The 24683-nt window shown below is 60.5% G+C and carries 22 protein-coding genes; 8 read left to right on the forward strand and 14 right to left on the reverse strand.

Translation table 11 applies throughout. The annotated features are described in order from the left end of the window. Window positions 1-412 precede the first annotated feature (412 nt). Window positions 413-2791: a TonB-dependent receptor domain-containing protein gene (locus C4900_RS10855; RefSeq protein ID WP_114283080.1), complete on the reverse strand. Its 2379-nt coding sequence runs from the start codon at window positions 2789-2791 to the stop codon at window positions 413-415. Between the two features lie 660 nt (window positions 2792-3451). Between C4900_RS10855 and C4900_RS17335 the strand changes: the two genes are divergently transcribed. Beyond that, on the forward strand, window positions 3452-3628 hold the full coding sequence (locus tag C4900_RS17335) for a BrnA antitoxin family protein (protein WP_114283081.1): 177 nt from the start codon (window positions 3452-3454) through the stop codon (window positions 3626-3628). 400 nt (window positions 3629-4028) lie between these two features. On the opposite strand, the gene C4900_RS10865 is transcribed toward C4900_RS17335, so the two are convergent. From C4900_RS10865 to C4900_RS10885, 6 genes are all read right to left on the reverse strand, one after another. After that, complete coding sequence (locus tag C4900_RS10865; RefSeq protein WP_114282231.1) at window positions 4029-4922, reverse strand: IS3 family transposase; 894 nt, start codon at window positions 4920-4922, stop codon at window positions 4029-4031. Continuing rightward, the gene (locus C4900_RS10870) at window positions 4919-5215 is read right to left on the reverse strand and encodes a transposase (RefSeq protein WP_114282232.1); all 297 of its coding nucleotides are present in this window, start codon (window positions 5213-5215) and stop codon (window positions 4919-4921) included. Before C4900_RS10870 ends, C4900_RS10865 begins: the two co-directional genes overlap by 4 nt. A 144-nt stretch (window positions 5216-5359) precedes the next feature. Next, the gene (locus tag C4900_RS10875) at window positions 5360-5575 is read right to left on the reverse strand and encodes a hypothetical protein (RefSeq protein WP_114283082.1); all 216 of its coding nucleotides are present in this window, start codon (window positions 5573-5575) and stop codon (window positions 5360-5362) included. A 138-nt stretch (window positions 5576-5713) separates the two neighbouring features. After that, complete coding sequence (locus tag C4900_RS16055) at window positions 5714-6010, reverse strand: hypothetical protein (RefSeq protein WP_170132457.1); 297 nt, start codon at window positions 6008-6010, stop codon at window positions 5714-5716. Further along, window positions 5929-6249, reverse strand: a complete 321-nt coding sequence (locus C4900_RS17340) for a molybdopterin dinucleotide binding domain-containing protein (RefSeq protein ID WP_083995672.1) — start codon at window positions 6247-6249, stop codon at window positions 5929-5931. Before C4900_RS17340 ends, C4900_RS16055 begins: the two co-directional genes overlap by 82 nt. 716 nt (window positions 6250-6965) lie before the next feature. Next, complete coding sequence (locus tag C4900_RS10885; protein ID WP_141689204.1) at window positions 6966-8492, reverse strand: right-handed parallel beta-helix repeat-containing protein; 1527 nt, start codon at window positions 8490-8492, stop codon at window positions 6966-6968. Between the two features lie 579 nt (window positions 8493-9071). Here C4900_RS10885 and C4900_RS10895 point away from each other — a divergent pair. Then, window positions 9072-10198 (forward strand): IS3 family transposase gene (locus tag C4900_RS10895; protein ID WP_114282420.1). Its coding sequence is split into 2 segments (ribosomal slippage): window positions 9072-9333 and window positions 9333-10198, totalling 1128 coding nucleotides; the frame shifts between segments, so codons are not numbered across the junction. A gap of 1263 nt (window positions 10199-11461) precedes the next feature. Then, window positions 11462-11605 (forward strand): hypothetical protein, encoded by a 144-nt coding sequence (locus tag C4900_RS16060; protein ID WP_170132517.1) that lies wholly within the window; start codon window positions 11462-11464, stop codon window positions 11603-11605. Between the two features lie 248 nt (window positions 11606-11853). On the opposite strand, the gene C4900_RS10900 is transcribed toward C4900_RS16060, so the two are convergent. The 5 genes from C4900_RS10900 to C4900_RS10920 all read right to left on the reverse strand — a co-directional run bounded on the left by C4900_RS10900 (window position 11854) and on the right by C4900_RS10920 (window position 17359). Then, window positions 11854-12228 carry a cytochrome o ubiquinol oxidase subunit IV gene (locus C4900_RS10900; RefSeq protein ID WP_065969222.1) on the reverse strand — a complete coding sequence of 125 codons (375 nt, stop codon included), beginning with the start codon at window positions 12226-12228 and terminating at the stop codon, window positions 11854-11856. After that, window positions 12218-12856 carry a cytochrome c oxidase subunit 3 gene (locus C4900_RS10905; protein ID WP_065969221.1) on the reverse strand — a complete coding sequence of 213 codons (639 nt, stop codon included), beginning with the start codon at window positions 12854-12856 and terminating at the stop codon, window positions 12218-12220. The genes C4900_RS10900 and C4900_RS10905 overlap by 11 nt, the downstream gene beginning before the upstream one ends. A gap of 59 nt (window positions 12857-12915) precedes the next feature. Beyond that, complete coding sequence (locus C4900_RS10910) at window positions 12916-15024, reverse strand: cbb3-type cytochrome c oxidase subunit I (protein ID WP_065969220.1); 2109 nt, start codon at window positions 15022-15024, stop codon at window positions 12916-12918. Window positions 15025-15041: 17 nt separating this feature from the next. Further along, window positions 15042-16154, reverse strand: coding sequence for a COX aromatic rich motif-containing protein (locus C4900_RS10915; RefSeq protein WP_211306899.1), 1113 nt, complete (start codon window positions 16152-16154; stop codon window positions 15042-15044). Window positions 16155-16708: 554 nt separating this feature from the next. Further along, window positions 16709-17359, reverse strand: a complete 651-nt coding sequence (locus tag C4900_RS10920) for a glutathione S-transferase family protein (RefSeq protein ID WP_114283083.1) — start codon at window positions 17357-17359, stop codon at window positions 16709-16711. A gap of 225 nt (window positions 17360-17584) precedes the next feature. Here C4900_RS10920 and C4900_RS10925 point away from each other — a divergent pair, with 225 nt between their 5' ends. The 5 genes from C4900_RS10925 to C4900_RS10945 are packed head-to-tail and all read left to right on the forward strand — an operon-like array spanning window position 17585 to window position 21983. Further along, complete coding sequence (locus C4900_RS10925) at window positions 17585-19156, forward strand: GMC oxidoreductase (RefSeq protein WP_065969218.1); 1572 nt, start codon at window positions 17585-17587, stop codon at window positions 19154-19156. Window positions 19157-19205: 49 nt separating this feature from the next. Further along, a complete protein-coding gene (locus C4900_RS10930; RefSeq protein WP_065969217.1) occupies window positions 19206-19673 on the forward strand; it encodes a DoxX family protein in 468 nt (155 codons plus the stop codon). A 12-nt stretch (window positions 19674-19685) separates the two neighbouring features. Further along, window positions 19686-20177 carry a cupin domain-containing protein gene (locus C4900_RS10935; RefSeq protein WP_176715928.1) on the forward strand — a complete coding sequence of 164 codons (492 nt, stop codon included), beginning with the start codon at window positions 19686-19688 and terminating at the stop codon, window positions 20175-20177. A gap of 4 nt (window positions 20178-20181) precedes the next feature. Next, on the forward strand, window positions 20182-21087 hold the full coding sequence (locus C4900_RS10940) for an SMP-30/gluconolactonase/LRE family protein (protein ID WP_114283084.1): 906 nt from the start codon (window positions 20182-20184) through the stop codon (window positions 21085-21087). Continuing rightward, entirely contained in the window at window positions 21084-21983 is a 900-nt protein-coding gene (locus C4900_RS10945) for a VOC family protein (RefSeq protein WP_065969215.1), read from the forward strand. Before C4900_RS10940 ends, C4900_RS10945 begins: the two co-directional genes overlap by 4 nt. Window positions 21984-22564: 581 nt before the next feature. Here the strand turns inward: C4900_RS10945 and C4900_RS10950 are convergent. Then, on the reverse strand, window positions 22565-23566 hold the full coding sequence (locus C4900_RS10950) for a sulfotransferase family protein (protein WP_065969214.1): 1002 nt from the start codon (window positions 23564-23566) through the stop codon (window positions 22565-22567). 88 nt (window positions 23567-23654) lie between these two features. Beyond that, window positions 23655-24665: a lysylphosphatidylglycerol synthase domain-containing protein gene (locus C4900_RS10955; RefSeq protein ID WP_065969213.1), complete on the reverse strand. Its 1011-nt coding sequence runs from the start codon at window positions 24663-24665 to the stop codon at window positions 23655-23657. Window positions 24666-24683: the final 18 nt, after the last annotated feature.

The following is a 24683-nucleotide window of genomic DNA, read 5'->3' on the forward strand; positions in this document are numbered from 1 at the left end:
GAAGAACGTAGACTAACAAACGTCGAATCCGCATGCGCGTTACTCGGCGTGAGGGCTAACAATACCGATGAGGCAGGCCTGATCGGGGGACCCATCACGGCAAGCTCGGCCTTCTTCGGCCCCAGGGTCACTATAAAGTGATCAAGGTTAGCTCCTTGCGCCCCCCGCCAACGCGCGTGGTACGGCCCCGCTCGCGGTCGCTGGCTATGCCCAGGTCATTAAGTCCTTTGCGAATGGAGCCCTCGTCCATCGAGCAAGGCGGACGGCACGATGAAGCACTCGAGACTGACTCAGGCCGGAGTATCCCCTTACTGCTCTTTGAATCCCTGGGTACCGCCGTTTGCCGTTGTTCATCCATCATCCTTCGATGCCGCAACGCCACATATCAAGGATCTCGCCCGGACCCACCCGCCTAAAATCTCACGGTCGCGCTTCCGTATATGGAAAACGGCATGCCCTCAAACACGGACAGGTAGGAATTTCCGTAGTAATCCGTGTTGCTCACGGCCTTTGGAATATAGTGTTTATTGAATACATTGTCGATGTTCAATGCCAGTTTAATACTCTTCACGTCTGTCTCGTGAAACGGTATGGTATCAAAGACACCGATATTCGTGACAGCATAACCTGGAATCGTCAAACCTCCGGGCACCCCCGCAAACTGTTGATTGACATACTGGGGCCCCACATATTTCTCATCAATTCTCACATGGACCAAACCTCGCATCCATCCGATCCCAAGGTTCACCATGTTCGTAGGAACATCGGCAAGAGGCTGGCCCGCCGAGACCTGCCCCGCATACGCCGAGTTGAACGAAGACGTGAAGACCGCCTTGTTATACGAGTAGTTCCCAAACACACTAAAGCGTCCCATGGGAATGGCCTGGAAATGCTGTACGAGGCCGAGTTCCACACCCTGGTAGCGCGAGCTCCCGCCATTGACGGTAGTGCTCAATCCGGAAATAGGGCTGGTCGTGTTGATGAACGTATTGGTAAAGAGTTCCCTGTAGACATTCACGGTCCCCGCGAAGCCATACCCTTCATACCGCGTTCCCAGCTCGTAATCCGTGGCATATTCTGGGCTCAAATGGACCGGCACTACGACATACTGTCCGGCCGCATTCTGCTCGGCGATATTACTATAGAAGGCGCCGATATTTGGAAACTTTATATTCCGCCCGTAGGCCCCGTAGATACTAAACCCCGAGAGCGGCGCGTAATTGATACCAAGGGTCGGTGACACAAAGCTTTCGTTGTCGGAAACTGTGCCGCCGATCGGGTAATAAAATCCGACATTATCGGCGGACGTGGTCTGGGCATCCAGATATTTCACGCCGGGCGTGATATGAAGCGTGCGGCCAAAAAGGCTAATGTCATCTTGCGCGTATACCGACGAGTAAATGCGCGAGTCCCGCTCATTCCAGGCGTTATTATAGCCGGATTGCTGGGGCACCGGGGCGCTTCCGTACCAATATTCGGCAGAGTGCAACACCCCATAGGTGACGTTACCGCCAATTTTTACTTCATTGTCCGGGAGTAAGAATGTCAGGCTAGGACTGTAGCCTAGATCTGATGAGACATCCTCATATAGATGATAGTCCGTCCCATAGTGCGTCGACCCAAAGATCGCCGCTGGGTCGTATGTGGGACCGGTCGGGTAAGACAGCCAGAACGGATAACCAGTCCCTTGGTTCGGTAAGTAATAGGGTTGACTCGCACTCTGTGCGAACGCCGGGTTACTATAAGAGGTGCGGGTATAATCGTTATTTTGGAAAAAGACCTTATTGCGCAGAATCGCCGTCCGCGTCAGCAGGCTGCGATCGGCGAGAATGCCTGTGATCTCTCTGTCGTTATTTCTAGTGGAATCATAGTTCAGGGGCCAATCATAGCTGGTCCCGTATTTTTGAATGAGCGGCAAAGGCACGCTGTGGGGGGTATAACCCACGTTGTGATTCACGATAAGGTAGCTGGAGACTCGGGACCGGCCATCGTTATAGGGCAGGATTCCGGCGTAATAAAAGTTGTTGTTCTGATCGCCGGAATTATTGACCCATCCCTGGCTAATTTGCCGGTTAAAGGCGAAGAGAGAGCGCAACCCTCCCAAAGATCCGGTATTGGCCGCCGCATTCCAGTCAACGGTCCCAAAGCTTCCATATCCCACCCCAAGCGCGCCGCCTGGATGGCGACTTGGCTGACGGGGAACGAAGTTAATCGTACCCCCGAGGGAGTTATAGGCGTTGACGGCGGGATTGTTGACGCCGTTATAGATCTCAATGCCGGCAGTGTCGTTCAGGGTGAGAGGGATGGCGTTCCGGTTCGACGCCTGATTGGTAGTGCCACCATTGAACATGTCGTTCAACGGTACGCCGTCGAAGGTCTCCGAGAACTGGCCGCTGTTGAAGGCACGGAACGTGATCGTGCTGCGTACGCCGTTCGGCCCCGTACTGAAGGCATTGATTGAAGGCTTGCGGGCTAAAATAGTCTGGGCATTCTGGGCCAAGGACGCGTTATGAATCGCCTGAGCGCCGATAACGTGCTCCGAGTAGGGCGCCTTGAGAGGCACACGCACTTTACTTTTACGGTGTGCTGCGCTGGATACAGCGCCCACCTCACCGATATTTACGGCCCCATTCGACGTCGTGCCGCCGTTCTCTTGCGTCGCTGCCGAACCTGCGGTCGCCGCCCAGACCTCCAGAGGCGTTCCCGCTAATACTAGACTCAGCGCCACGGCCAGGGCCGTCTTCGTTGGCCGCCCTGCGACGCCGTTTTCCTGCGAATGTCTTTCCTTCATACGCCCCCCTAAATATTAAGCAACCCCGCGCGAGCCCAGTATCATGTCTTCGGGCCCACTCCCGGACGCCGTTTCACTCGGCAGCCTACGTCTTGCGATTACCTCAGACCGCCGAGATTATGGGAAGGGATTATTGCGGTAATGTGAATGTATGCAGACAGGTTTGTGTAGCGGATGTGACAGGGTTGATGTTATCCGAATGACCAGAACGAGATGTTTATGTATCTCCGTCGTACATAGTTATACCATTCCGCAACCGCGCTTCGAGAACAAGCGATAGACAGCGCCTCATGTCGGGCCTTTCTCATGCAGACAGACGATTCGTCGCTCGGTAGCGTCAAGCACGGTATATCTCTGATGCCGGAGTCGTAGGATAAGTTGGATGGGCGATGGGCCAGGCAGGTATGGGTCGGGGTTATGGGGAGTGGCGTATGTTCGGATACGCACCTATGGGGACTCTGGTACGGTGCGTTGTCTTTATGGATCCTGGTAATAAGCGCCGCGTTGTCGGCTTCAGAAAGGCCAAGGCAAGAGAGGTCAGATATTATGCCAGTCTAATCTCGGTCGGGGCGGATATTGGATCTGCCGACACCTGAATAAGAGTCAGCTGTTCAAGCGGAGACTGTCCAGGATCCTGCTACCTGCGAATGGACATATACTTTGAAGTTCGCCACCAACAAATATTGGGCCGCCCACCGGCCACAGAGACGGAAAGGGCGCGTGATCATACGCCTATCTCGCGAGGTCGCAGCCCGATTTCGCGCCGCCGGTCCGGGATGGCAGGCCCGCCTGGATGTGGCCTTTCAGAAATGGCACGATACACGCGAGCTATCATGAATTTTGGTAACTTTTTGGGTAACTGTATAGTGAAAATGGCACCGACGCGTGCGCCGTACATCGCGATAGGACACCACCCCGTCAAGTGGATAAGGCATCGTCTTCCATGATCCCTCACACCTCCTCCCTCTGGCACCGCTCCAGATAGGCGGCCGCCAGCTCCACAGCCACACCGTAGGCGCGTGGAGGCCGCTCCAGCGATCGAATATACTCGCGCATATCGCTTAAGGCCCCGCGCACGCATCCAGAATCTCCCGGACCCAGAATGCTGCGCGCTGGGCATAAGACGCTCCTTCCTCGTCCGCCACCAAGAGGATGGCGACCATTCCGATCGCTACGCTGATATGATCCGGCGAGACCGGAAATGCCCTGCCCGGCACAAGTATGTCTGAAGTGGTCCCTACGCAGCGGACCTCATAGACGGGTCTTGATCTGGGTGTTGCATTCTGCGCGCATACTCGTTGGGCGACAAGTATCCGAGTGATGAGTGCAGGCGGACAGGATTGTAGAATCCGTGGATGTATTGCGCGATCGCTCTGTGGGCGTCCTGTTTTGTCGCATACGGCTCGGTCGCTTCTTCGGTCTTCAGTGTTGCGAAGAAGCTCTCCGAGACCGCATTGTCCCAGCAATTTCCCTTGCGACTCATGCTGGCCACCATGCCAAGTGCGCCGAGAGCGTTGCGGAAATCATCGCTGGCGTACTGGCTGCCGCGGTCGGAATGAAACACCGTACCGGATGGCGGTGTCTGGAGATGGCAGGCATTGCGCAGCGCATTGAGCACCAGCTCATCGGGCATGCGATCCGAGAGGCTGTAGCCGAGCACCTGGCGTGTCTGTAAGGCGATAATCACCGCCAGGTACAGCCAGCCCTCACGAGTGGCAACGTACGTGATGTCGCTTGTCCAGGCCGGCACGGCTGTGTCGACGCTAAATCGCCTCTGTAGGACGTTCGGGGCGATGGCGCGCTGATGGGCACTGTCGGTCGTGCGCGGCACGAAGCGCCCTTTACGCACGCCTCGCAAGCCTTCCTCGCGCATCACTCGATGCACACGTTTGGGGTTGATGCGCATGCCCTGTGCGCGCAGGGCATGCGTGAGGCGCCGGCGACCATAGCGGCGCCGGCTTTCCTCGTGGACCTGTATGATCGCTGCACGCAACGGAGCGTCCGCGTCGCTCTGTGGCGCACGTTCTCGGGCCTGCCAGGCGAAGAATCCCGACGTCGATACCTCAAGTACCCGGCACATGAACCCGATCGGGTAGTGAGTCCGCTGCGAGGCGATATAGGCGTACTTCACTTGGACTCCTTCGCAAAGTACGCTGCGGCTTTTTTTATGAAATCGCGCTCCATGCGCAGCTGAGCATTCTCGGCTCGAAGCCGTGCATTCTCAGCTTCCACATCGCTCACAGGACGGCGCTTCCCGTCCTTGGCGAACCCTGCTCCATCACGCGAAATGCGGATCCAATTAGCCAGCGTCTTGACCGAAATACCGAGCTTGCGGGCAGCCTTTGCCGCTCCGAGGCTCTCTGCCAATGACACTGCCTGCGCCTTGTAATCGGCGGTATATTGAGCACGAACCTGACGTTCCATAGTGACCTCCAAGTGGTTGGTTTAATCCATCCATTAGAGGTCCGTCAACGGGGGACCACTTCAGTCTTTTCTCCACGGGATGTCCATAGCTGCGGCAAGCGCCGCCAGGTCCGTCACAAAACCATCCGGGGACCGCCCCCCTTTTCATGGATGGTGGGAAATGTAAGGGCTTATATGATCATGCGTAGGGATGAGAAAGAGCGCCTCGTACTGGCTCTCGAAGTTGCCGATTTGCGCACCCTGATCGCGGGGCGGGCAATCCTGTATCCGCCATAGCGGCGGAATGGTATCGTGCAGCAACGCCTCCGCCACCGCAGGCGGTGGCGGTCCATCGAACAGGCCGGAAAATATCCGAAGCACTTCAGAAGTCGCCTGTCGTTCGCCGGGCCGAGCCATCGAAACCCCCGCCATCTTTCAAAAACGGGCCGAGCGGCCCCCATGACCAAGGGCCGCAAAACGCCCCATCACTTCTGATGATAAGGGCTTTCCCGCGCCAGATCAGATACGCGCCTCCCGAATATACATGCCTTCCTTGGGCACCATCGTCTTCTCGATCTGGACGCGCGTATCGTAGTAGCACGCACTACCCCCGTACGGATCCTGCAGACAGGTGCCCCAGCCGCCCTCGGCAGTAATGCTGGGGTCAAGGCGCATAAGATGATTCATGCGCGTACGGGCATTCTTGGCGTCGTCGCCACGATGCGTCTCCCCGTTTACAGTCCAGTGGCCGGAATTGTAAGGCCAGTGGCCGAACGCCGCTGGAAACGACACCACGCTGGGCCGCACGGCGGGCATAATCGGCACCTGGGTCTTATATCCCTTGGGATAGGTCGCGCCGACCGGATGATGACCCAATCGCTGTCTTTCACGCCGAGGTTGCGCGCATCGAACGAATTCATTTCCGCGAAGGGCTCGGGCATCAATTTGACCAGCCATTGATCCGCCCAGGTGCAACTCTTGCTGTGGACCGGCTGTTTGTAGGTAATGTGCGCGAACGGATCTCTATCCTTAAACAAGGCGCCACCGTTGGTCATCTCGTCGGTCGGCTATTCCCAATTTATGGTCTTCCGCTTGCTGGAGCTGCGGGCTGCCACGTTATAACGGCTAATACATTCTGTAGTGATCGTACACCGTTTGCCGCCCGGCTTGGCCGCGTGCGCACACCGAGCGAGCTACCGGCACCATGCGCGCCTTCGCGGCCGGTGTCGCGTAATATACGGGTACTGTCTAGGGTGACGAATCGAATGGCTGCGACCCGAACCTTACAAGACGCGCGCAGTCGACCCCTAGGTAATAACGACCGCCGCGCCCGCCTGAGGGGGCGCGCACCCCTTGCCCTATCACGCGCGGCCTTGCCAGGACCGGGGCCGTGGCACCAAGCGACCAGGGCCCTAAGCAAGGCATCCCGACTATATAAGCGGCGCTTGCCAACCTCGTCCCAAGACACCCAAATTTCCGTATCGGGTTCGCCCCAGACAGGTAGGTCTTTCGGGCCACGCAAACGCGTTTTGCACGCGCATTGGCCCATCGCTTAAAGCACTGTGGGGCCGTCTGCCGTTTGCGCCCGCGGCCAAAAAATGGCCCCGGGACCATCCCGGCCCCGGGGCTTGCGCGAACACTCACGCGTCAACCACATACTCCAACTGCAAAGCGTCAATGGCGGCCCGGTTGGGCGAATCTCGGGCGGCTAGGCGTGTTGCGCCCAGCGTTTGCCCCAAGCCCTTGTTGGAGCGCGCCGCGATCAGGCGCTCTACTGATACGCACCCATATCGTAGGAACCCGTGGACGGCCGCGCCACTCCATTGATATCGTGCGTCACCGAAGGCAACACGACACCGGCGTTTATGGCCGGGCTTGACGGGCTCAGGGACAGTAGCGTATTGCCGGTGATCGACGGCATTACCGCACCCACCGGCGTGACATTCGCGTACTGGGGATTTGCCACGACACTGTTCAATTCGAGGCCCGTGGTCTGCTGCCATGTTTGGAATGGCATATTGTAGATGTTCTTGTCATCCCACTCGAACGTGACGCCCGCCGGGTCATAGTACATGTTGTGGTTTATGTGCAAGGTCGCATAGTTTGTCATAGCATGGGGAGCTATGACGACCATAGGAAGCGACGAGGAATCCTCGATGATATTGTTGCGTATATAGACGTTCGTCCCAGCCTGGTGGAGTGCCGACTCATTGGAAATAAAAATGGCGCCGTGGTGTACAATCGCCGCATTGTAGCACGAATTATTGTAAATCTCTGCGTCGTAGGACGAGGATTCAGACAAACACGCACTTTGATCGTTTGTAATAACGTTGTTTTTGATGATGCTATTGTAGGACTCGTATGTTTTTCCAGGCTGCAGGAACTGTACGCCCGTAGATTGGCCGAGCATGATTCCGCGACTGCCGATATTGTTTAGGGTGTTGTCAGCGAACGTGATGTCCGTCGCATTTCCCTTACAGTAAAGCCCGATGTCAGATATGTTGTACACATTGTTATGGGCCACCAAGACATTGACCGCGCCTACCATGTCCACGGCCTTCGACACATAGGCCTGCGCCGATGCATGGTTGTTGTCATGGAGCTGGTTACCCCATATGACTATGTTATGTGCCGTGCTAACCAGCTTTATGATCGAGTAGTTTGTGTAGTAGATGTCGTTGTCGACGATCTTCACGTCCGGTGTGTCTATCTGGACGCCATACTGGAGCGCGCTGCGCAAAGTAAATCCCTTGACTTCCCAATAACTCGGGGCGTTGCTCGAGTTTGTGAAGAACAGATTGTTCATAGCCGACCCGCCGTCGATCACGACCGGCTGATTTTGGTAAGGCTCCATAGTGATCCATGCGGTCGCCGTTCCGGGATTGCTTATGGTGATACCCCCGGCGTAAGTGCCACCCATTATTTCTATCGTGCCACCTGGGCGGACGATGTCGACGGCTTGCTGGATCGTCTGCAAAGGGGTCTGTGGCGACAGGCCATTATTGCTGTTGGACCCCGTGGTCGACACATATATGGTCTGGCCCGTGCCGGCGCCTGGGGTATTCAAGGCTTGGCTCATGGGGATGGTGCTGCCGGTGATGGGTATCGCGGCGTCGGTGTTGCTATTGGCGCTGGTGCTGGCCGGGGCACCATTACCGGAAGACTGGGATCCCGGACTTACCGAGGTCCCGGCGCCCGCGCCACCGCCGCCGCTGACACATGCGGACAGGGACGCTGCGATGGCAATCGGTAATACCAACTTTCTCAGTAAATGCACACGGTTTGTCGGCTCGGTCACGTTTACGCGCTCCTTCGATACGCCGCCATGCGGGGCGGTGAGTGTCGTTACACACGATGCTGTGCCGGTAGGGCATGCGCATCTTGCATGGCGTGCGCATGGTGCTTTGGGATCGCCGTTTCAGGAAAGATGTTTCTGATAAGGACACGACCCATCAGGATAAATGGAAGATTATGATGCGTTTACCAGGATGAACGGCATGAAACAGACTCATCTGTGGAATTTCGGTAACGGACTTTTGTGGGCGCGTGACGCGCACCGTTAGCACGCCTCGCTCAGGCCTTGGTCCCGTTGGAGATCGAGGCCGTGCGACCAGTACGCCGAGCATGCCAGCCGTTCATCGCCTTGCCGCGGATAATATGGCGCCATGCGCACTCTCGATCGATACAATCACCCTGCGCTTACAGTTTTCTTGAGCATCCCGGGCCTCAAGCCCTTCTTTGGGGTGTGCAGACCTTAATGGGCAGCCTTGCCGCCAGCGGTCTTGGGTGATCGCGCCTAGAGATGGACCCCAATTCTTGGACACTAGCTTAGGTGATTATCTGCCCTTACAGTAACGCAACAAGGAGCAGAAATCCTATGAGCAAGACACGACGCAATCACGCCCCGCAGTTCAAGGCCAAGGTGGCCCTTGAGGCCCTGGCCGGGGAAAAGACTATCCATGAGATCGCAGCCAAACACCAGGTCCATCCGAACCAGGTGACCCAGTGGCGCCGGCAGTTGATCGACCAGGCGGCGAGCATTTTCGGCAAGCCCACGGGGACGACACCCACCAGCGATCGCGAGGCCTTGCTGGCCAAGATTGGAGAGCTTACGGTCCAGAACGATTTTTTCGCACGAGTGCTCGGCAAATGACCACGGCTGAGAGACTCCAACGGGTCGAGCGCGAGAATCCGGTGGTGCCGATCGCACGCCAATGCGCGTGGCTTGGCGTGCCCCGCTCGAGCGTGTATTACCAGGGGAAGCCTGTGGTCTCCGAGGACGATCTGGCGCTCATGAAGCGGCTCGATGCCCTCCACCTCCAGCACCCCTTCCTGGGCTCGCGGCGCCTGCGGGACCGGCTCGAGCGCGACGGCGTGTTCGTAAACCGCAAGCGCATCCAGCGGCTCATGCAGGTCATGGGGATCAAGACCCTGTACCCCAGGCGCAAGACCAGCGCCCCGGGTCCGGGTCATCGCATTTATCCCTATCTTTTGCGAGGCATGACCATCACCCGGCCCAACCAGGTCTGGTGTGCGGACGTGACCTACATCCCCATGGCCCGGGGCTTTTGCTATCTCGTCGCCATCATGGACTGGGCCACGCGTGCGGTGCTCGCCTGGCGGCTGGCCACCACCCTGGAGGCCGACTCCTGTGTCGAGGCCCTGGAGGAGGCCCTGGAGCTCTATGGGGCCCCGCAGATCTTCAACACCGACCAAGGGGCGCAATTCACCTCCGAGGCCTTCACAGACGTCCTGAAGGCCCACACGATCGACATCAGCATGGATGGCAAGGGCTGCTGGCGTGACAACGTGTTCGTCGAGCGGTTGTGGCGCTCTGTCAAGTATGAGGAGGTGTATCTCAAGGCCTATGCATCGATACCTGAAGCACGGGCCTCTCTTGCAAAATACTTCCATTTCTATAATCATGAGAGGCCCCATCAAGCACTGGATCGACGGACACCGTGGGAGGCTTACACCACAGCGTCCTGGGATCTAGCCGCTTGACCAACCCGGCAGATAATCCACCTAAGGATCGGGAGATTCTGTCCAGGGGTTGGGGTCCATCTCACCTCTTGTGCCGAAAGCACCCTTGAATAGCGGCGTGGCCGGTGATCTTTTGGTGTGCTATCCAGGCGGGGAAGGGACTTCGGCGCGCGAGGTCGGATGGGGGTGCGTAAAAGACCTCTTGTAGAGCTTTATGATGTGCGCCCCATGGAGCCGTTGCGTTCGCGGCCTAAAAGCACCAGTCCATTCGCGCCGTAATGGCGCCAGTCGATCCGCGGCCTAAAGAGGCCATGTCAGGGTGCCGGGCCCCGTTTCGGGCCCCTTGGTGCGTTACCCGCTCGGGCCTCTTTCGAGAGCAGAGGCGATGGGCAACAGGAGGTTTGAGAGGTACGAGATCCGGCAAGGGATAACGCCTGCGATGGGGCGAGTCCGATCGCGAGGCGGCCTGCCCTGAGCGGGTGGGTCCAAGATCGCAGCCTGGGTGCACCGACAGGCCTCTGAACGGGTCTGGCCCCAAAGACCCCTGCCCGACGATTGCGGTGAGGGCTGGCGGAGGTGTTGGCCCTGACACGCCGACGAACCGCTCGGCGACCCTGCGTGGGGCGGCCCTTGCCGGACGCGGTCAGGGGGTTCGGCAACGGCAACCCGCAGGTCCCGGCACGCAAGGTCCGGCGCGCCGGCCAGACCGGATACCCGCCCCCTACCGCCGGCTCGATCGGGCCGTCCACGAATGCCCTCCTGACCCCGGTGATCCGGGATTTCGTGGTCGCCGATACCGCCCAGGCCCCCTCCAGTCAGGGACCAAAGCTCGTCGACCGCGCAGCCGGCGAGGTCTCGAAGACCATTCTCTTGGAACCCATGCGAGCCTTAAAGCCGCCCCCACACACCGCGCTTATCACCCGGTCGGCCTGCGATAACGACCGCTCGGGGCGTCGGCGCCGACCGCGCGGACCCGGCCGGACCATGGCGTGCGCCGCGCCCGCTCCGGCTCGCGGCCCCCTCCGGCATCCCTGCGGGGCACCCCGGCGACACCCGCCTCACCGTGGCCGCCCGGGGTGCCACTGATGGGTCGGTGCCGATCCGGGTCCTACCACAAGGCTCGACGCCATCCCGAACCGTCCGAGTCCGGTCCGCGGCCGCACGCCGGCTGGCGTAACCGTACGCGGACGTCGGCGCACGCGGACCGCTGGCGTCGCGCCGGCAGATGGGCGACAATAAATCGCTTACGGCCACGGCCGGCCATGGATACGACAGGTCGCCATCATGCTTATCGCGTATTTGATCGCAGTCACCATCATAACCATCATCGCGACCTTCCCGACCTTCTGGATTCGTAAACTCACGTCGTGGATCGCGCGCATCGAAACGAAACGCCGAGATGAGACTGATGGCGGAAACATTACCTAGATGCCGGACACTGTGGTGCGTCGAGCGCCGCCCTTAAATCCCGCTATCCTGTCCGCACCCATCCCGCAATCGCTAGGGCCGCCATCAGGCGGATAATGGTATTCACGGCCCGCAGCACCGACTGGCCGCAGGTCCTTGCGGGCGGCACTCCGATCGGGGATCGCATCACGCGCAACGTGCGAAACTAGCGCCAGGATCCGCGCAGCTGCCCGTCCACGCCATCCGCCGCCGCACGTATGCCTGATAGCCTAATGGCCGAAAGCGGGGGCATGCATCAACGTTGGGATCATGGTGCGCGTGTAGAGAGTCGCAAACATCCACGCCGTAAGCCCGATGGTCATGACGAAAAGCGGTACGAAAAGCACGAACGCCGCGGTCATCCAACGCTGCGTGGGAGAGACATCCAGCCGCAACCAGAAGTAACCCTGAACTAGCGTGAGCGCCGCGGCTGAAGCCACCACAACAAGCATTAGGCGAAGCCTTGTACCCATATGATCGACCACGAGCCATAAAGGCAGGGCGGTGAGAATCAAAGACAGAACAAAGCCCACCACATACTGCCCACCATGAGCCAATTGCACCTCAGGGTGCCGCAGAGGATCGTCGTGTGTGCTAGTGGACATGGAGGGCCCCCGTGAGATAGACGAAACTAAACACATAAATCCAGAGAAACCCCTGGAAAAACCAGAACAGCTTCAAGTTCAGGAGCCGATAGACGACATTCTGTGTAAACCCCTCGCGTACCACCTGCACCATCATCACTGCCGTCCATAGAATCGCGAAGACAAGGTGTGCGCCATGATAGAGTACCAGCGTATAAAACGCTGATAGGAATCCACTGCGTTCTGGCACCATGCCGTGCAGCGCAAGCCCTGCGAAATCGACTCCCTCGACCACAAGAAACCCCGCGCCCAGAACGATGGCGCCGGCAAGCCCGGACAGTACGGTGTTTTTGTCCCCGCGCTTTAATCCCACCATTGCGAAACCATAAGCGAGGATTGCGGAAAACAATAGCACGGTCTCAAAAAAGGCCACCACAGGGTGTGTGACCGTGCCGGCCGTTGGGCCGGCCGCGGCATTGACGCGATGATTCAATACGAGATAGCTCGCAAACAGGCTCGATACGATCATCGAATCACTAAGTAGATACAGCCAGAACCCTAGAGTCTTCGTTGAAATGCTATCATGCTCATGGGGATGGCGCTGCCAGAGCACGGCATTCGTCGGATCGACATAGACCTCTTTACTCACAGCACCTCCTTGACATTCATAGGCCTCGCATGCATAGGGCGCTATCGTGAGGGCTCGCGTTACGGCCCCTGCACCGGGCTGCGCGGCGTCACGGAGGCCTGAAAAGCCACTGCTCCCCCCGCCACACCGGCAACCGGCGCCTCTCTGCCCGGATCTGAGAGCAGGCCTTCCTCGACCTCACGGATTCGCGCCCCAGGAATGGTGTGCCCGGGATCTCCCTCGAAGGATCGGGCAATCACCACCGCCACGATACCAAGGAGGCTCAAGCTCGCCAGCCAGTACATGCGCCACACCATGCCAAACCCAAGGCCGAAGGCGAGCGCCCCGAGCAGGACGGGAACGAAGGTATTGCTGGGGAGATGGATGTCCTCGTAGTGGTCTGGGCGTAGGTTCACGAGCCCGTGCTGGCGCCGCCATGCCCACTCGTCACGGCTGTTTATATAAGGCAGCAGGGCAAAGTTATAAAATGGCACCGGGCAATGCGTGAGCCATTCGAGGCTGCGCGCCGTCCGCCAGGGGTCCGGGCCTGTCACACGATGTTGCCCCCGGTCGCGAATGCTGACATACATCTGCTTGAACATGTAATAGGCGGCGATCAGGAACAAAAAGATACCAACCTCCTCACTGATCAAAAGCGGTCGCCATGACACGAAGGGGATGTAGTCTATGCGCCGTGGCATGCCCATGAACCCCAACGCATACATGGAGCCAAACAACACTACCGTGCCGGCGCTGAAGAACCAAAAGGCGCGCTTACCAATGCGCTCGTCCAACTTGAATCCAAAAACCTTCGGGAACCAGAAATTAATGCCCCCTATGGCTGCGAACCCCACGACGTTTAGCATGTTGTGGAAGTGCGCTACGACAAAGACGCTGTTATGGACCGTGTAGTTGATCGCCGGCATAGCAAGCATCATGCCGGAAAGCCCCCCGGTGAGGAGCAGGACCAGGGCCGCCAGGGCCCACAGCATGGGGAGATCGAAGCGTATGCGTCCACGGTACAAGGTGAACGCCCAATTGAAGACCTTGACCCCCGTGGGAATCCCCACAAGCATGCTCGCGATACTAAAAAATGAGTTTACCCCGGGCCCCGCCCCCATTGTGAAGAAATGATGCAGCCACACCGACCACGACACGCCTCCTATGGCGATACTTGCTGCGGCCATGGTCATGTAACCAAAAAGCGGCTTCTCGGAAAACGTCGGTATGATCTCCGACATGATGCCGAAGGCCGGCAAGATCACGTAGTACACCTCGGGATGGCCCCAAATCCAAAAGAGATCGGTGTAGAGCATCAGATTACCGCCGAGGCCGGGCGTGAAAAAGTGCGTCCCGGCATAACGATCGAGACTTAAAAGCGCCACCGCCGCGGTAAATACCGGGAAGGAGCTCAAGCCCACGACGCTCGTACTGAGCGCGGTCCAGCAGAATATCGGCATGCGCGTCCAGGTCATGCCGGGCGCACGCAGTTTAAGGATAGTTATGATGATGTTGATCGAGGCAAGCGTGGTACCGACGCTGCCGATCTGCACCGCCCATATCCAGTAGTCGACCCCCACACCCGGACTGTAGGCAAGCTCGGTAAGCGGGCTTAAGCCCACCCACCCAGCATGGGAGAAGTCGCCTACGAAAAGCGAGATCATAACAAGGCCTGTGGCCGCCGCCGTAAGCCAAAACGATACCGCGTTCAGATAGGGGTAGGCCATGTCGCGGGCGCCGATCTGCAAGGGGACCACGATGTTCATAAGCCCAATTAGGATCGGCGTGATGGCAAACAGGATCATGATGGTCCCGTGCGCGCTATAGATCTGCCCGAAATGGTAAGGCGGCAGGTAACCGTGCAGGGCCCCGAGGTAACCGGGTGACTGCGGCCCCACGGCCATGACCTGCTGGGTGCGCATCATGACGCCGTCGATAAAGCCGCGGAAGAACATCACGAGCCCTAGAAGACAGTACATGACACCGATCTTCTTGTGATCGACAGTGGTCAGCCACTCTCGCCACAAGTAACCCCATGACCGATAGTAGGTGATCGCCCCGAGAATCACGAGCGTCGCGCAGGCCACCAGTACGAAGGTCCAGACGAGGATCGGATTCTGGTACGGGATCTCCTTTAAGGCGAGTCGTCCGAGAAGCGGACTCCAGGGACCCGGGTAATGAACGAGCATCAAAACACTCCTTTAGCTCACTTAATCAACCGCACCTTCATGGGCTTGGTCATGCTCTCGGTCATAGCCAATGGCGTTCGATAGACACGGCCTTCCATGACCTGTTCAATGACGTGATCGAAAAGCCCCGTCTGCACATGGGAAAAATGCCGGATCTTGTCTACGAGATTTATGGTCGGTTGGGCCACGCGCGTGAAACGGGCATATGTCAGGCGATCCTTGGCGCCCTGCACGTGTCGTACCCAACCCTTGAAGCGCTCCGGACTTGTCACACGCGTGACAAAGCCCATCCACGAAAACCCGCCGCCACTAAAATCGTCGGAATAGCCGTGATAGGTTCCGGTGCGACTTGCGATCATGCCCTGCTTCGTGCGCATCCCGGGCATGATGTCGATCTCGCCTACAAGCTCAGGAATGAAGAAGTCATTCACCACGGTCGCAGAGGTGAGTTGGAATTTCACCGGCGTCCGGACCGGGACCACGAGCTCATCTACGGTCGCAATCCCCTGTTTTGGATAGATGAAGACCCATTGCCAATCGGTGGTCACGACATCGACGCGTAAGGGGCGTACGGGATGGGCCGCGGGGTCTATGGCATTGACCCCGGACGGGTCCGCGCGGCGCGTGAAGGCCTCGTTCATGTGTCCCTCCCGGGCCACAGCACGGCGCACCGCAAGCGGATTGTAGGGGTTTGTCGCAAACACGCTCTTTACGGAAAAATACGACAGGTACCCTACGATCATGAGGGGCACGCCCCATACCAACACCTCTATGACGAGCGACGCCGTGAAGGTGGGATCGTAACTCCGGGACTTGCCGCCGACCCTATATCGCCACAAGAAGGCCGCCACCAGACCGCCGGCCACAAGCACCACGCCCCCCATGACCGCGGCATCCAGGATGGTGGTATGCCACTCCGTGCGCGCGATCGCACCCTTGGGATGCACGAGCCAATATCCCTTTTGCGCGCATCCGGTCAAAAACGCGACAACCGCGAATATAAGCGGTCGAAGGCGGCGTCCCTTATGCGATGGCATGAGCGTTCCCTGCAAATAGACGAGGGCATTGTAGCGCCGCTCAAGTACTAGCTGATCGGCCCTTCGCTTGATAGCCCACCCTATGAGAGCCACGGTCCGCTCCGCGGACGTCGGGGACGTGGCACAAACGACGGAAGGGTTTTGGTGCATGTCGCATAGCAAAAAACAGGCGCCGAGGGCGTCCCGACCTGGCGCCTGCACCGGGCCCGCACAAACAGCCCGCCGGATTGACGGCGCGCACTGCCTGCAAGGTAAGTCGCGATCATCAAGGGACTGACATCGCCCTCCCCCAGGATTCGTAAGGCCTGTCACCCCTTGGTGCCTCAGGATCGCGTCCTGGGCGGAAAATGCTGAGCTTGCCTCGCGCCATGCGGCCTGCGCCACTATGTAATACGAGACGATCGACACGGGCCGAAACCGCTCGCGCTCGCTGGCCTTAGCGGTTTCAGCCAATATTTCTTTGATCGACATGTAGACACATGCTCGCCAACCTCGTCACCGATCACGAGCGCCCCATCGATCTTGGCCGCAATGCCTTGCGGGTTCTCATCATCGTCCGTCTCCGTTGCGGGTTCGACGAATACGGGTTCGTGGCCTGAATTTCGCTATCTGACAGTATTATCCCTAGGCGGCAGGGCCCGCCGGCCTCAGCATCGCTGGCCGCGGGCCACCGCCAACGGATGGAGGCTCGCCTGGGCGGCGGGACGGGTGGCGATGGCGGCAAACCACGAGACGAGGTTCGTATGGCCGGCAGACCAGGAAAATCCCACGCCCTGCGCAAAGTCGAGGGCCGCGAACAGGGCGATATCGGCGACTGTGTAGCGACCGGGGACGATTGTGGCGCGTCCACCCATCTGGCTGTCCAACCAGCCAAGACCATCGTGCATGAGGGCCTTGAAGCCGTCTACGCAATCGGGAAGGATCACCATGCGCGACCGGTACATGGCCGCCGCCGGTCCATAATGGAAGGCGGCATAAAAGGGTTCGGTGACGCGCCGCTCGACACGGCGCAACCACATGCGGGTCACGGCCCGCTCCTCGGCCGTGGCCCCTATCAACGGCGGATCGGGATATTTTTCCTCCAGATACTGCATGATCGCCGCGCTCTCGGCAAGAAACGTCCCGTCGTCAAGCACGAGGACCGGCACCTGTCCGCTCGGGTTACGATCGACAAACGGCGCCCTGCGGTTTTCACCGCCGTCGATGTCGAGATCCACCCGTGGGATCTTAATGCCCTTCTCGTGCATCATCATGCGCACTGCGCGCGGATTCGGCCGCGGACCGTCATAGAGCTGCATGCTGTCTCTCCTTATGATAATCATGGAAATGAGGGAAATTTGACGTGCCACGGACCGGTAAGCGGCCGCGCCCGCGGGTAGTCGGCATTGATGCGCGCCTGTCGCACCGCGGTGTCCGGTACGGGGAGTGGTGCCACGCATCTCGCACCTATGATAAATGGCCGATCCCAGCCGGCCGTCTAATGTGTTACCCTTGTCATTGGTACCTGGAAGGATACCATCGACATGGCGGCGCACGACCATTACGATCTTATCGTCATAGGCAGCGGCCCGGGGGGCGGCTCGGTGGCCCGCGAGGCGGCCGCGCACGGGAAGCGCGTCTTGCTGCTGGAACGCGGCGACTACCTGAAACGCTCTCCGCAAAACTGGGACGCCAAGGCGGTATTCGTCGAGGCCAAATACCAGGCCAAAGAGACCTGGTACGGGGCCGATGGCCGAACCTTCCACCCGGGGCTGCACTATTTCGTGGGTGGCAACTCGAAGGTCTACGGCGCGGCACTGTTTCGTCTGCGCGAATGCGATTTCGAGGAAATCTCCTACCCGGACGGCCTATCGCCACCCTGGCCCCTGCCCTACGCGGCCTTCGAACCCTACTACACCCGTGCCGAACGGTTGTTCCATGTCCATGGCGTGCGCGGCGAGGACCCGAACGAACCACCGGCGAGCGACCCCTACCCGTTCCCACCGGTCGCGCACGAACCGGAAATCGCCGCCCTCGCGGAGGATCTGCGCCGCGCCGGCGCCCACCCCTTCCACCTCCCGCTCGGAATTCTGCTAGACGAAAAGGATGGGGTGGCATCACCCACGAGCCCGTGCATCCGCTGCGAGGCCTTCGACGGATTTCCCTGCCCCACCAATGGCAAGGCCGACGCCCAGGTCATTTGTGTCGATCCCGCCCTGGCCGCCTACCCGGACCATCTGACACTCCTCACCGGGGCCTATGTGTCGCGACTCGAGACTGACAGCTCGGGACGCACGATCGCCAAGGTCCACGTAACTCGCGAGGGGCGCCATGAAGAATATGGCGCCGATATCGTCGTCGTCGCCTGTGGGGCGCTGTCTAGCGCCTTGCTGCTGCTACGTTCCGCAAGCGACCACCACCCAAACGGCTTGGCCAATGGCTCGGGGCAGGTGGGACGCAATTACATGCGCCATAATCAATCGGTACTCATGGCCCTCCTGCGCCACCCCAACCGCACGATTTTTCAAAAGACGCTCGCAATCAGCGATTTCTACGTGCGTGGTCCCGATCAAGACTATCCGCTCGGCCTCATCCAGATGCTCGCCAAGACCCATCCGGCCCAGGTCCAGGGCGAGGTACTCCCCGAGTGGATGAATTGGCTGCCGAAGGCACCCTTCGAGGCGCTTGCCGAACGCAGCTTGAGCTTTTGGCTGTCGAGCGAAGACCTGCCGCGCCCGGAAAATCGGGTGTTCTATGACGGGGAGCGCACGGTTTTGGATCTTACGCAAAACAATATGGAGGCCCATCACGGCCTGCGCCAACAGCTAAAGCGACTCCTTAAGTCCGCTGATGTCCATCCGCTCCTAATGGAGCGCAGTCTCTATCTCGGGAAGGACATCCCTATAGCCGGCACGGCCCACCAAGCCGGGACCTTGCGCTTTGGGACCGATCCTGCGACCTCGGTCCTCGACATCGACTGCAAGGCGCACGAGATCGACAATCTTTATGTGGCCGATGCGAGCTTCTTTCCCTCTATAGGCGCGGTCAACCCGACTCTTACGATAATCGCCAACGCCTTACGCGTGGCCGATAGCATCATGGCGCGGCTGGGTTAGACACGATGTCGATGCGTATCCCTACCCACAAAGTCATCCGGAGACGGTCATGAGTGCACTTGCGATCGTGGCGCGCGTATGCCTCGTCGTCTTGTTCCCATTCAGTGGGCTCGACAAGATCGTGCACTGGGACAAGGCCATGGAGCAAGCCGAATCCTCGCCCCTGGGGGGTGCGCGGGCCATGCTGATTGCCGGCATCATCATTGAATTTACGACACCCGTGTGCATCGTCATTTTGTGGCATCCTGTGATTGCATCCCTGGTGCTGTCCGCCTTTTGTGTGGCCACCGCTATCCTTTTTCATCCCTTCTGGAAATTCCCCGGGTTCTGGTCCGGTGGAAATGCCGAAGGTGCGGCCCATTTCTGGGATTTCCTGAAAAACTTTGGCCTCGTTGGCGGGCTCTTGCTGGTTGTTGCAGGGTCCCTGGCCGCGCCCGCACCGGCGCATCACGCGATGCCCGGCGCGCACACCGCGGCACAGGTCGCCCCCAAGGCAAACACGCGCCACGGCCCTTGAATGGAGGTTGCCATGCCACCCTCAGCCCCTGAAAAACAATCCGCCCACCAAAGCCCCACGGACACCAGCGACACACCACAGGTCGGATACTGGCATATCTGGACCGATAAACAGGGTGTAAGTCATCAGGACCGCTGCGTCCTCGATCGTTTCTCCTTGAAGGGTATAGGCGGGGCGGCGGCGCAATGGAACGATGCCCAGCCCGAGGAGCGCGCCACTGTCGTGTTCACCGTCCAGCCGGTGGGCTGGGTCGGTGAATGGCATGAGAATCCGGCCCCACAATGGATCGTTCCGCTCACCGGTCGCTGGTGGGTGGAATCCATGGACGGGACACGTGTCGAGATGGGGCCCGGTGATCTGTCCCTGGGCGAGGACCAGAACTGCGTGACCGACGCCGAGGGGCGCAAGGGCCACCGGTCCGGGACGATCGGATCCGAGCCCGCGGTGCTCATGACCGTGCGCCTTGGCGACCGGATACCATGCCGTCCCTGCCACAGGCGTTGATGACATGGCGCCTTACGATATCATCGATCCGTCGTTTCGATCATTCGTGCTTCCCAATGCCGCGATCGAGACCCTGGGCACAGGCTTTCGCTGGCTCGAGGGGCCGGTGTGGTTCGCCGATCATGACTGCCTCGTGTTCAGTGACATCCCCAATGACCGCGTCCTGCGCTGGTCGGAGACCGGCGGGGTCAGTGTATTCCGATCCCCGTGCGGGTTCGAAAACGGCCATGCGCGTGATCGCGAGGGACGCCTCATAAGCTGCTCGCATCGCAACCGGTGCGTGACGCGCACCGAGTGGGATGGCCGGATCACGGTATTGGCCAGCCACTATCAGGGGCGGCGCCTCAACGCGCCAAACGACGTGGTCGTGAAAAGCGACGGCTCGATATGGTTCACAGACCCTCTGTATGGCATCAATACAGACTATGAGGGCGGCAGGCAGGTCTCGGAGCAGCGGCCCGCGGTCTACCGCCTCGATCCGGCGCGCGCCGAGCTCGAGGTCGTGGCCGGCGACTTCGAGGGCCCAAACGGTCTGTGCTTCTCGCCGGATGAGCGCGTCCTTTATATCGTGGAGACCGGTCAGCAATTCGCGGCCGACCCAGTACGGCATATTCGCCGGGCAGTGCTCACCGAAAACGGCACACGTCTGGGGGCGACCATGGTGTTCCACGAGGTGGTGCCGGGCGGTGCCGACGGCCTGCGCTGCGACGAGGACGGAAATGTCTGGACAAGCGCCGCCGACGGCGTCCATTGCCTCAACCCGCAAGGCGCCCTACTTGGCAAGATCCGGACGAATACCCCGGTGGCGAATCTCGCCTTCGGCGGGCGCCAGCGCAGCCGCCTGTTCCTGTGCGCGGGACAGACGCTATTGGGTGTCTATGTGAACCGCCGCGGGGCGGTCCGGCCATGATCGGCGCGCCCCTGCCGGGACCCGGCATACGCATCGCGCGGCTTGCGTTAAACGTCCACGACATGGCGCGCGCCGCGGCCTTCTATCGACACGTGCTCGGTTTTAGACCCCTCGGCGCCCCGTGCCCGGCGACACCCGAGCAGGCCGCGCTCCTCGGACGCCCATTCGAGTCGCTCACCATGACACTTGGCGACACGCGCCTCGAGCTTGCGCGGTTTTTCACCCCCTCCACGCCCTACCCCGCGGACAGCCGCGCCAACGACCTCTGGTTTCAGCATTTCGCCATCACCTGCCGCGACATCGAGGGCCTTACGCAGCGCGCCGTGCAGGGCGGTGGGCGGCCGATCACCCGATCAGGACCGCAGACACTCCCGCCCGCGAGCGGCGGCGTGACCGCCTACAAATTCCGTGATCCCGATGGCCACCCTCTGGAGCTGCTGGTACCGGCGGACATCCCGTCGCAAGCACCTGGACCGCGCCCGGCGCAAGACCGTGCCATCGACCACACAGCCTTGAGCGTAAGCGATTGTGACCGCGCGATGGCCTTCTACCAGGAGGTCTTCGGCCTTACGCCCGGCACCCGGCAGACCAATTCCGGCCCTGAGCAGGAACGCCTCGACAACCTCTCGGGAGTACGCGTGCGCGTGGCCACGCTCTTCGCCTCGCCTCCGGGGCCACATCTCGAGCTGCTCGGCTACGAACAGCCGCGCGGGCGCCGGCAGGTGCTGGCCGCCACCGACATCGCCGCGACGCGCACCGTGCTCACCACCACTGACCTTGCAACCCTGGAACAGCGCCTGAGTTCACGCGGGCGGACCCCTCCCCGACGCATCGCCGATGCCGTCTTGGGGCAGGATGAGGATGGCCATTGGCTTATGATCGAGCAGGTGCCCTGAGCCCTCGGGCGCGGATCCGGACCCATGGATGGGGCGGCGTCGCGCACGGCACGTGCTCGCCTCGAGGCATTCAAGGGATATGCCCATGGGTGTGCGGGCTTGAAGCGACCGGTGCGCGAGGGCGTATCGCGGGCGCACTCAACCGCGTTGCACGCTCCAGGGACGATCACGAGAACGCAGTCGGTCTTAAGGGCGGTCTCGTATTCGAGGGCACTCTTTTTGGAATGCCGGGGCCATAGAGTCCGGCGCCGAACACCGACATCCCGTGAACGACTACGCCGCCGCCCGCGAACGCCGAGATGGTCGCAGCTGCGATCGGCCGCCGGCTGCGAGCACCCGGACACCGGGGCTCCACAAGAACGCCGCAGCGATCAAAAGCCCCCATGATCCGCCCCAGAACGCCCCAAACTTTTCCCAATATTTCCGGGAGATACAGCGCGATGCAGGGTCCTGCGAATCCATGGTGCCTCCCGCGTTTCGGTCCGCGATGGGTCGCATGGAGATCCCGGCAATAGGAGGTTCACCAACAGGGGGCCCGGGCGCCATGGTTGCCGAGGACCTGGCATCGGCGCACGCGAGGACTAGCGGTCGACGGCCCCCTCCGTCTGGACGCGCGTCGCGACGTCCGCGGCGCGATGGATAGGCGCGATCCCGGCATCCGGCGGCGATGCGGCATGCGACGCGGCCGCCCAACTACGCCGAAGCTCTGGCAGCGGCCGCCCCAGTTCGGTCTCGAGCGCCACAAGTTCGGGCCCATAGATCGACTGAAGGTAGGCTACGGCACGCGCATCGATGGGCGGCTTGGGGGCATCCTTCTGCATCCAATGCTCCCATATATACTCGCCGAGGCGCCGCGGCATGACACGTTCCCCCAAAAACCGGCTCACAGGGTGTCCGGCAAGCCATCGCGCCCACTGGCCCTTGGGCTGCTTGTAGTGGTTGTGGGCTTCGGCGATATCGACCATCGCCATGGGTCCCTCGGGGATGTCGAGAAAATGTGCGATGCGGGTCAGTACGCCGCGCGCATCCTTCTTCAAATCCTCGAGCAACAGCACCAGCACCTGGTCGCTGCCAAACAGCGCGCGGTAACGCTGAATCTGTCCCGTATAGAGCCCCAATTCAACATAGAGCTGCGACACCCCCCAGCCCTTATCCGGGCGCTCCCAATCGTGCTGCAAGGCCTCGAAAAACGGCCGATCGATGGCGCCCTCCGAATAATCCATCAGGTACTGCGCATAGGCGCGCTCGATAGGATCGCGCAGGATAATGATGATGCGCGCCTCGGGCGCTACCTCGGCAATACGCGCCGCCGCCGGCGCGCTCCAGAGATAGGAGGGACTGGCGTCGCCCCGCCAACGGCGGTCGCCGCTGCGCTCATAGAGTCGCAGATACCCCGCCTGATCGCCGACGAATGTAATAAGATGCCGCTGCTCCGGCGAGGGCGCGGGCTGTGCAAAGAAATGCGGCTCCTTCATCTCCGGAAAAAAGATGTCCGGATGCTGCCTCAAGTAGGCATAAAGCGAGGTCGTACCGCTCTTTACGGCCCCCACGATAAAGAGGTTGGGCCAGAGCACCTTTGTCATTGGGTCTCCTTGCATGGGTCCTGCGCCCGGCGTGGACCGGGGCCACGATGCTACCAGTCCGCGGCGCGCCGCGCATCCACTCGTTTATTCATTCGGGACGGGGATGGGGGTGGACCGGTGGCACGCGGCTGGCACGCAACCACAACAGGAGCACCGGCAGGGAAATCCCGATCTGGCGCACGCGCCGCACCGCCGAGATCGCAAGCGCGGTATCCGCGGACAGCCCGGTCGCGGCACCGATGGCGATAAGCCCGCCTTCCTGAACCCCCAGGGTGCCCGGAACCATGAACGCGGCGCTTTGCAGCGCCTGCACCAACGATTCGAGCAGGACGGCCAGACGCACCGAGGCCTGCTGATGGAGCAGGTGCAAAATCACCCAGAATTCGCCGGCCCCGCCCGCGAGGCTTAAGGCCTGCCAGAGGGCGCAATAGACGAGCGCGCCGGTGCGGCGATATAAGGACACGATCGCGTCATCCACGGCCGCGCCGTCAGTGGCCTCGGCGGCGAGTTGGCTATTCACACGCCCCAACGCCCGCTGAAGACGGGCAAACAGGCGCGATCGGCACTGCAAAAACACAAAGATGAGCCCCGCGGGCAGGGCGATGGCAAGCCCCCACCAGAGACGCTGGATGAGCGGCGCGCTGCCCATGTAAGACAGCAACAGGCCGATACCGAGGATCGCAAAACCCATCTGCACGAAGATCGACACGGTGGTCTCGACGACGATACCGGCAATCGCCACCGGCGCCGGCACCCCGCGCCTCACCAGATAGCGCGCGGCCGCCACCTCGCCGCCTACGTGCGCGACCGGCAGCAGCGTATTGACGGCATTGCGCACAAAGGCCATCCAGGTAAGAAGCGACAAGGAGACCGTCTGCCCTCGAGGGAAGAGCGCGCGCCACCCTTGTGCGTTCAGGGCCAGGACGATAACACGCACCGGCACAAGCCACAGCATGCCGAACCCGGCGAAGGCCACAAGATCGAGGATGCGCACAGGATGATGGCGCGCAAATAGCAGCGCCGCGCCCGCCAGGCCCAATAGGCCGGCGGCAATCGGCACGACACGCAGCCACGCGCGCGGTCCCGTCTTGTGCGGCATAGCGGTCATGAATCGTGG

The organism is Acidiferrobacter thiooxydans, assembly GCF_003333315.1.
GTDB classification, from domain to species: domain Bacteria; phylum Pseudomonadota; class Gammaproteobacteria; order Acidiferrobacterales; family Acidiferrobacteraceae; genus Acidiferrobacter; species Acidiferrobacter thiooxydans.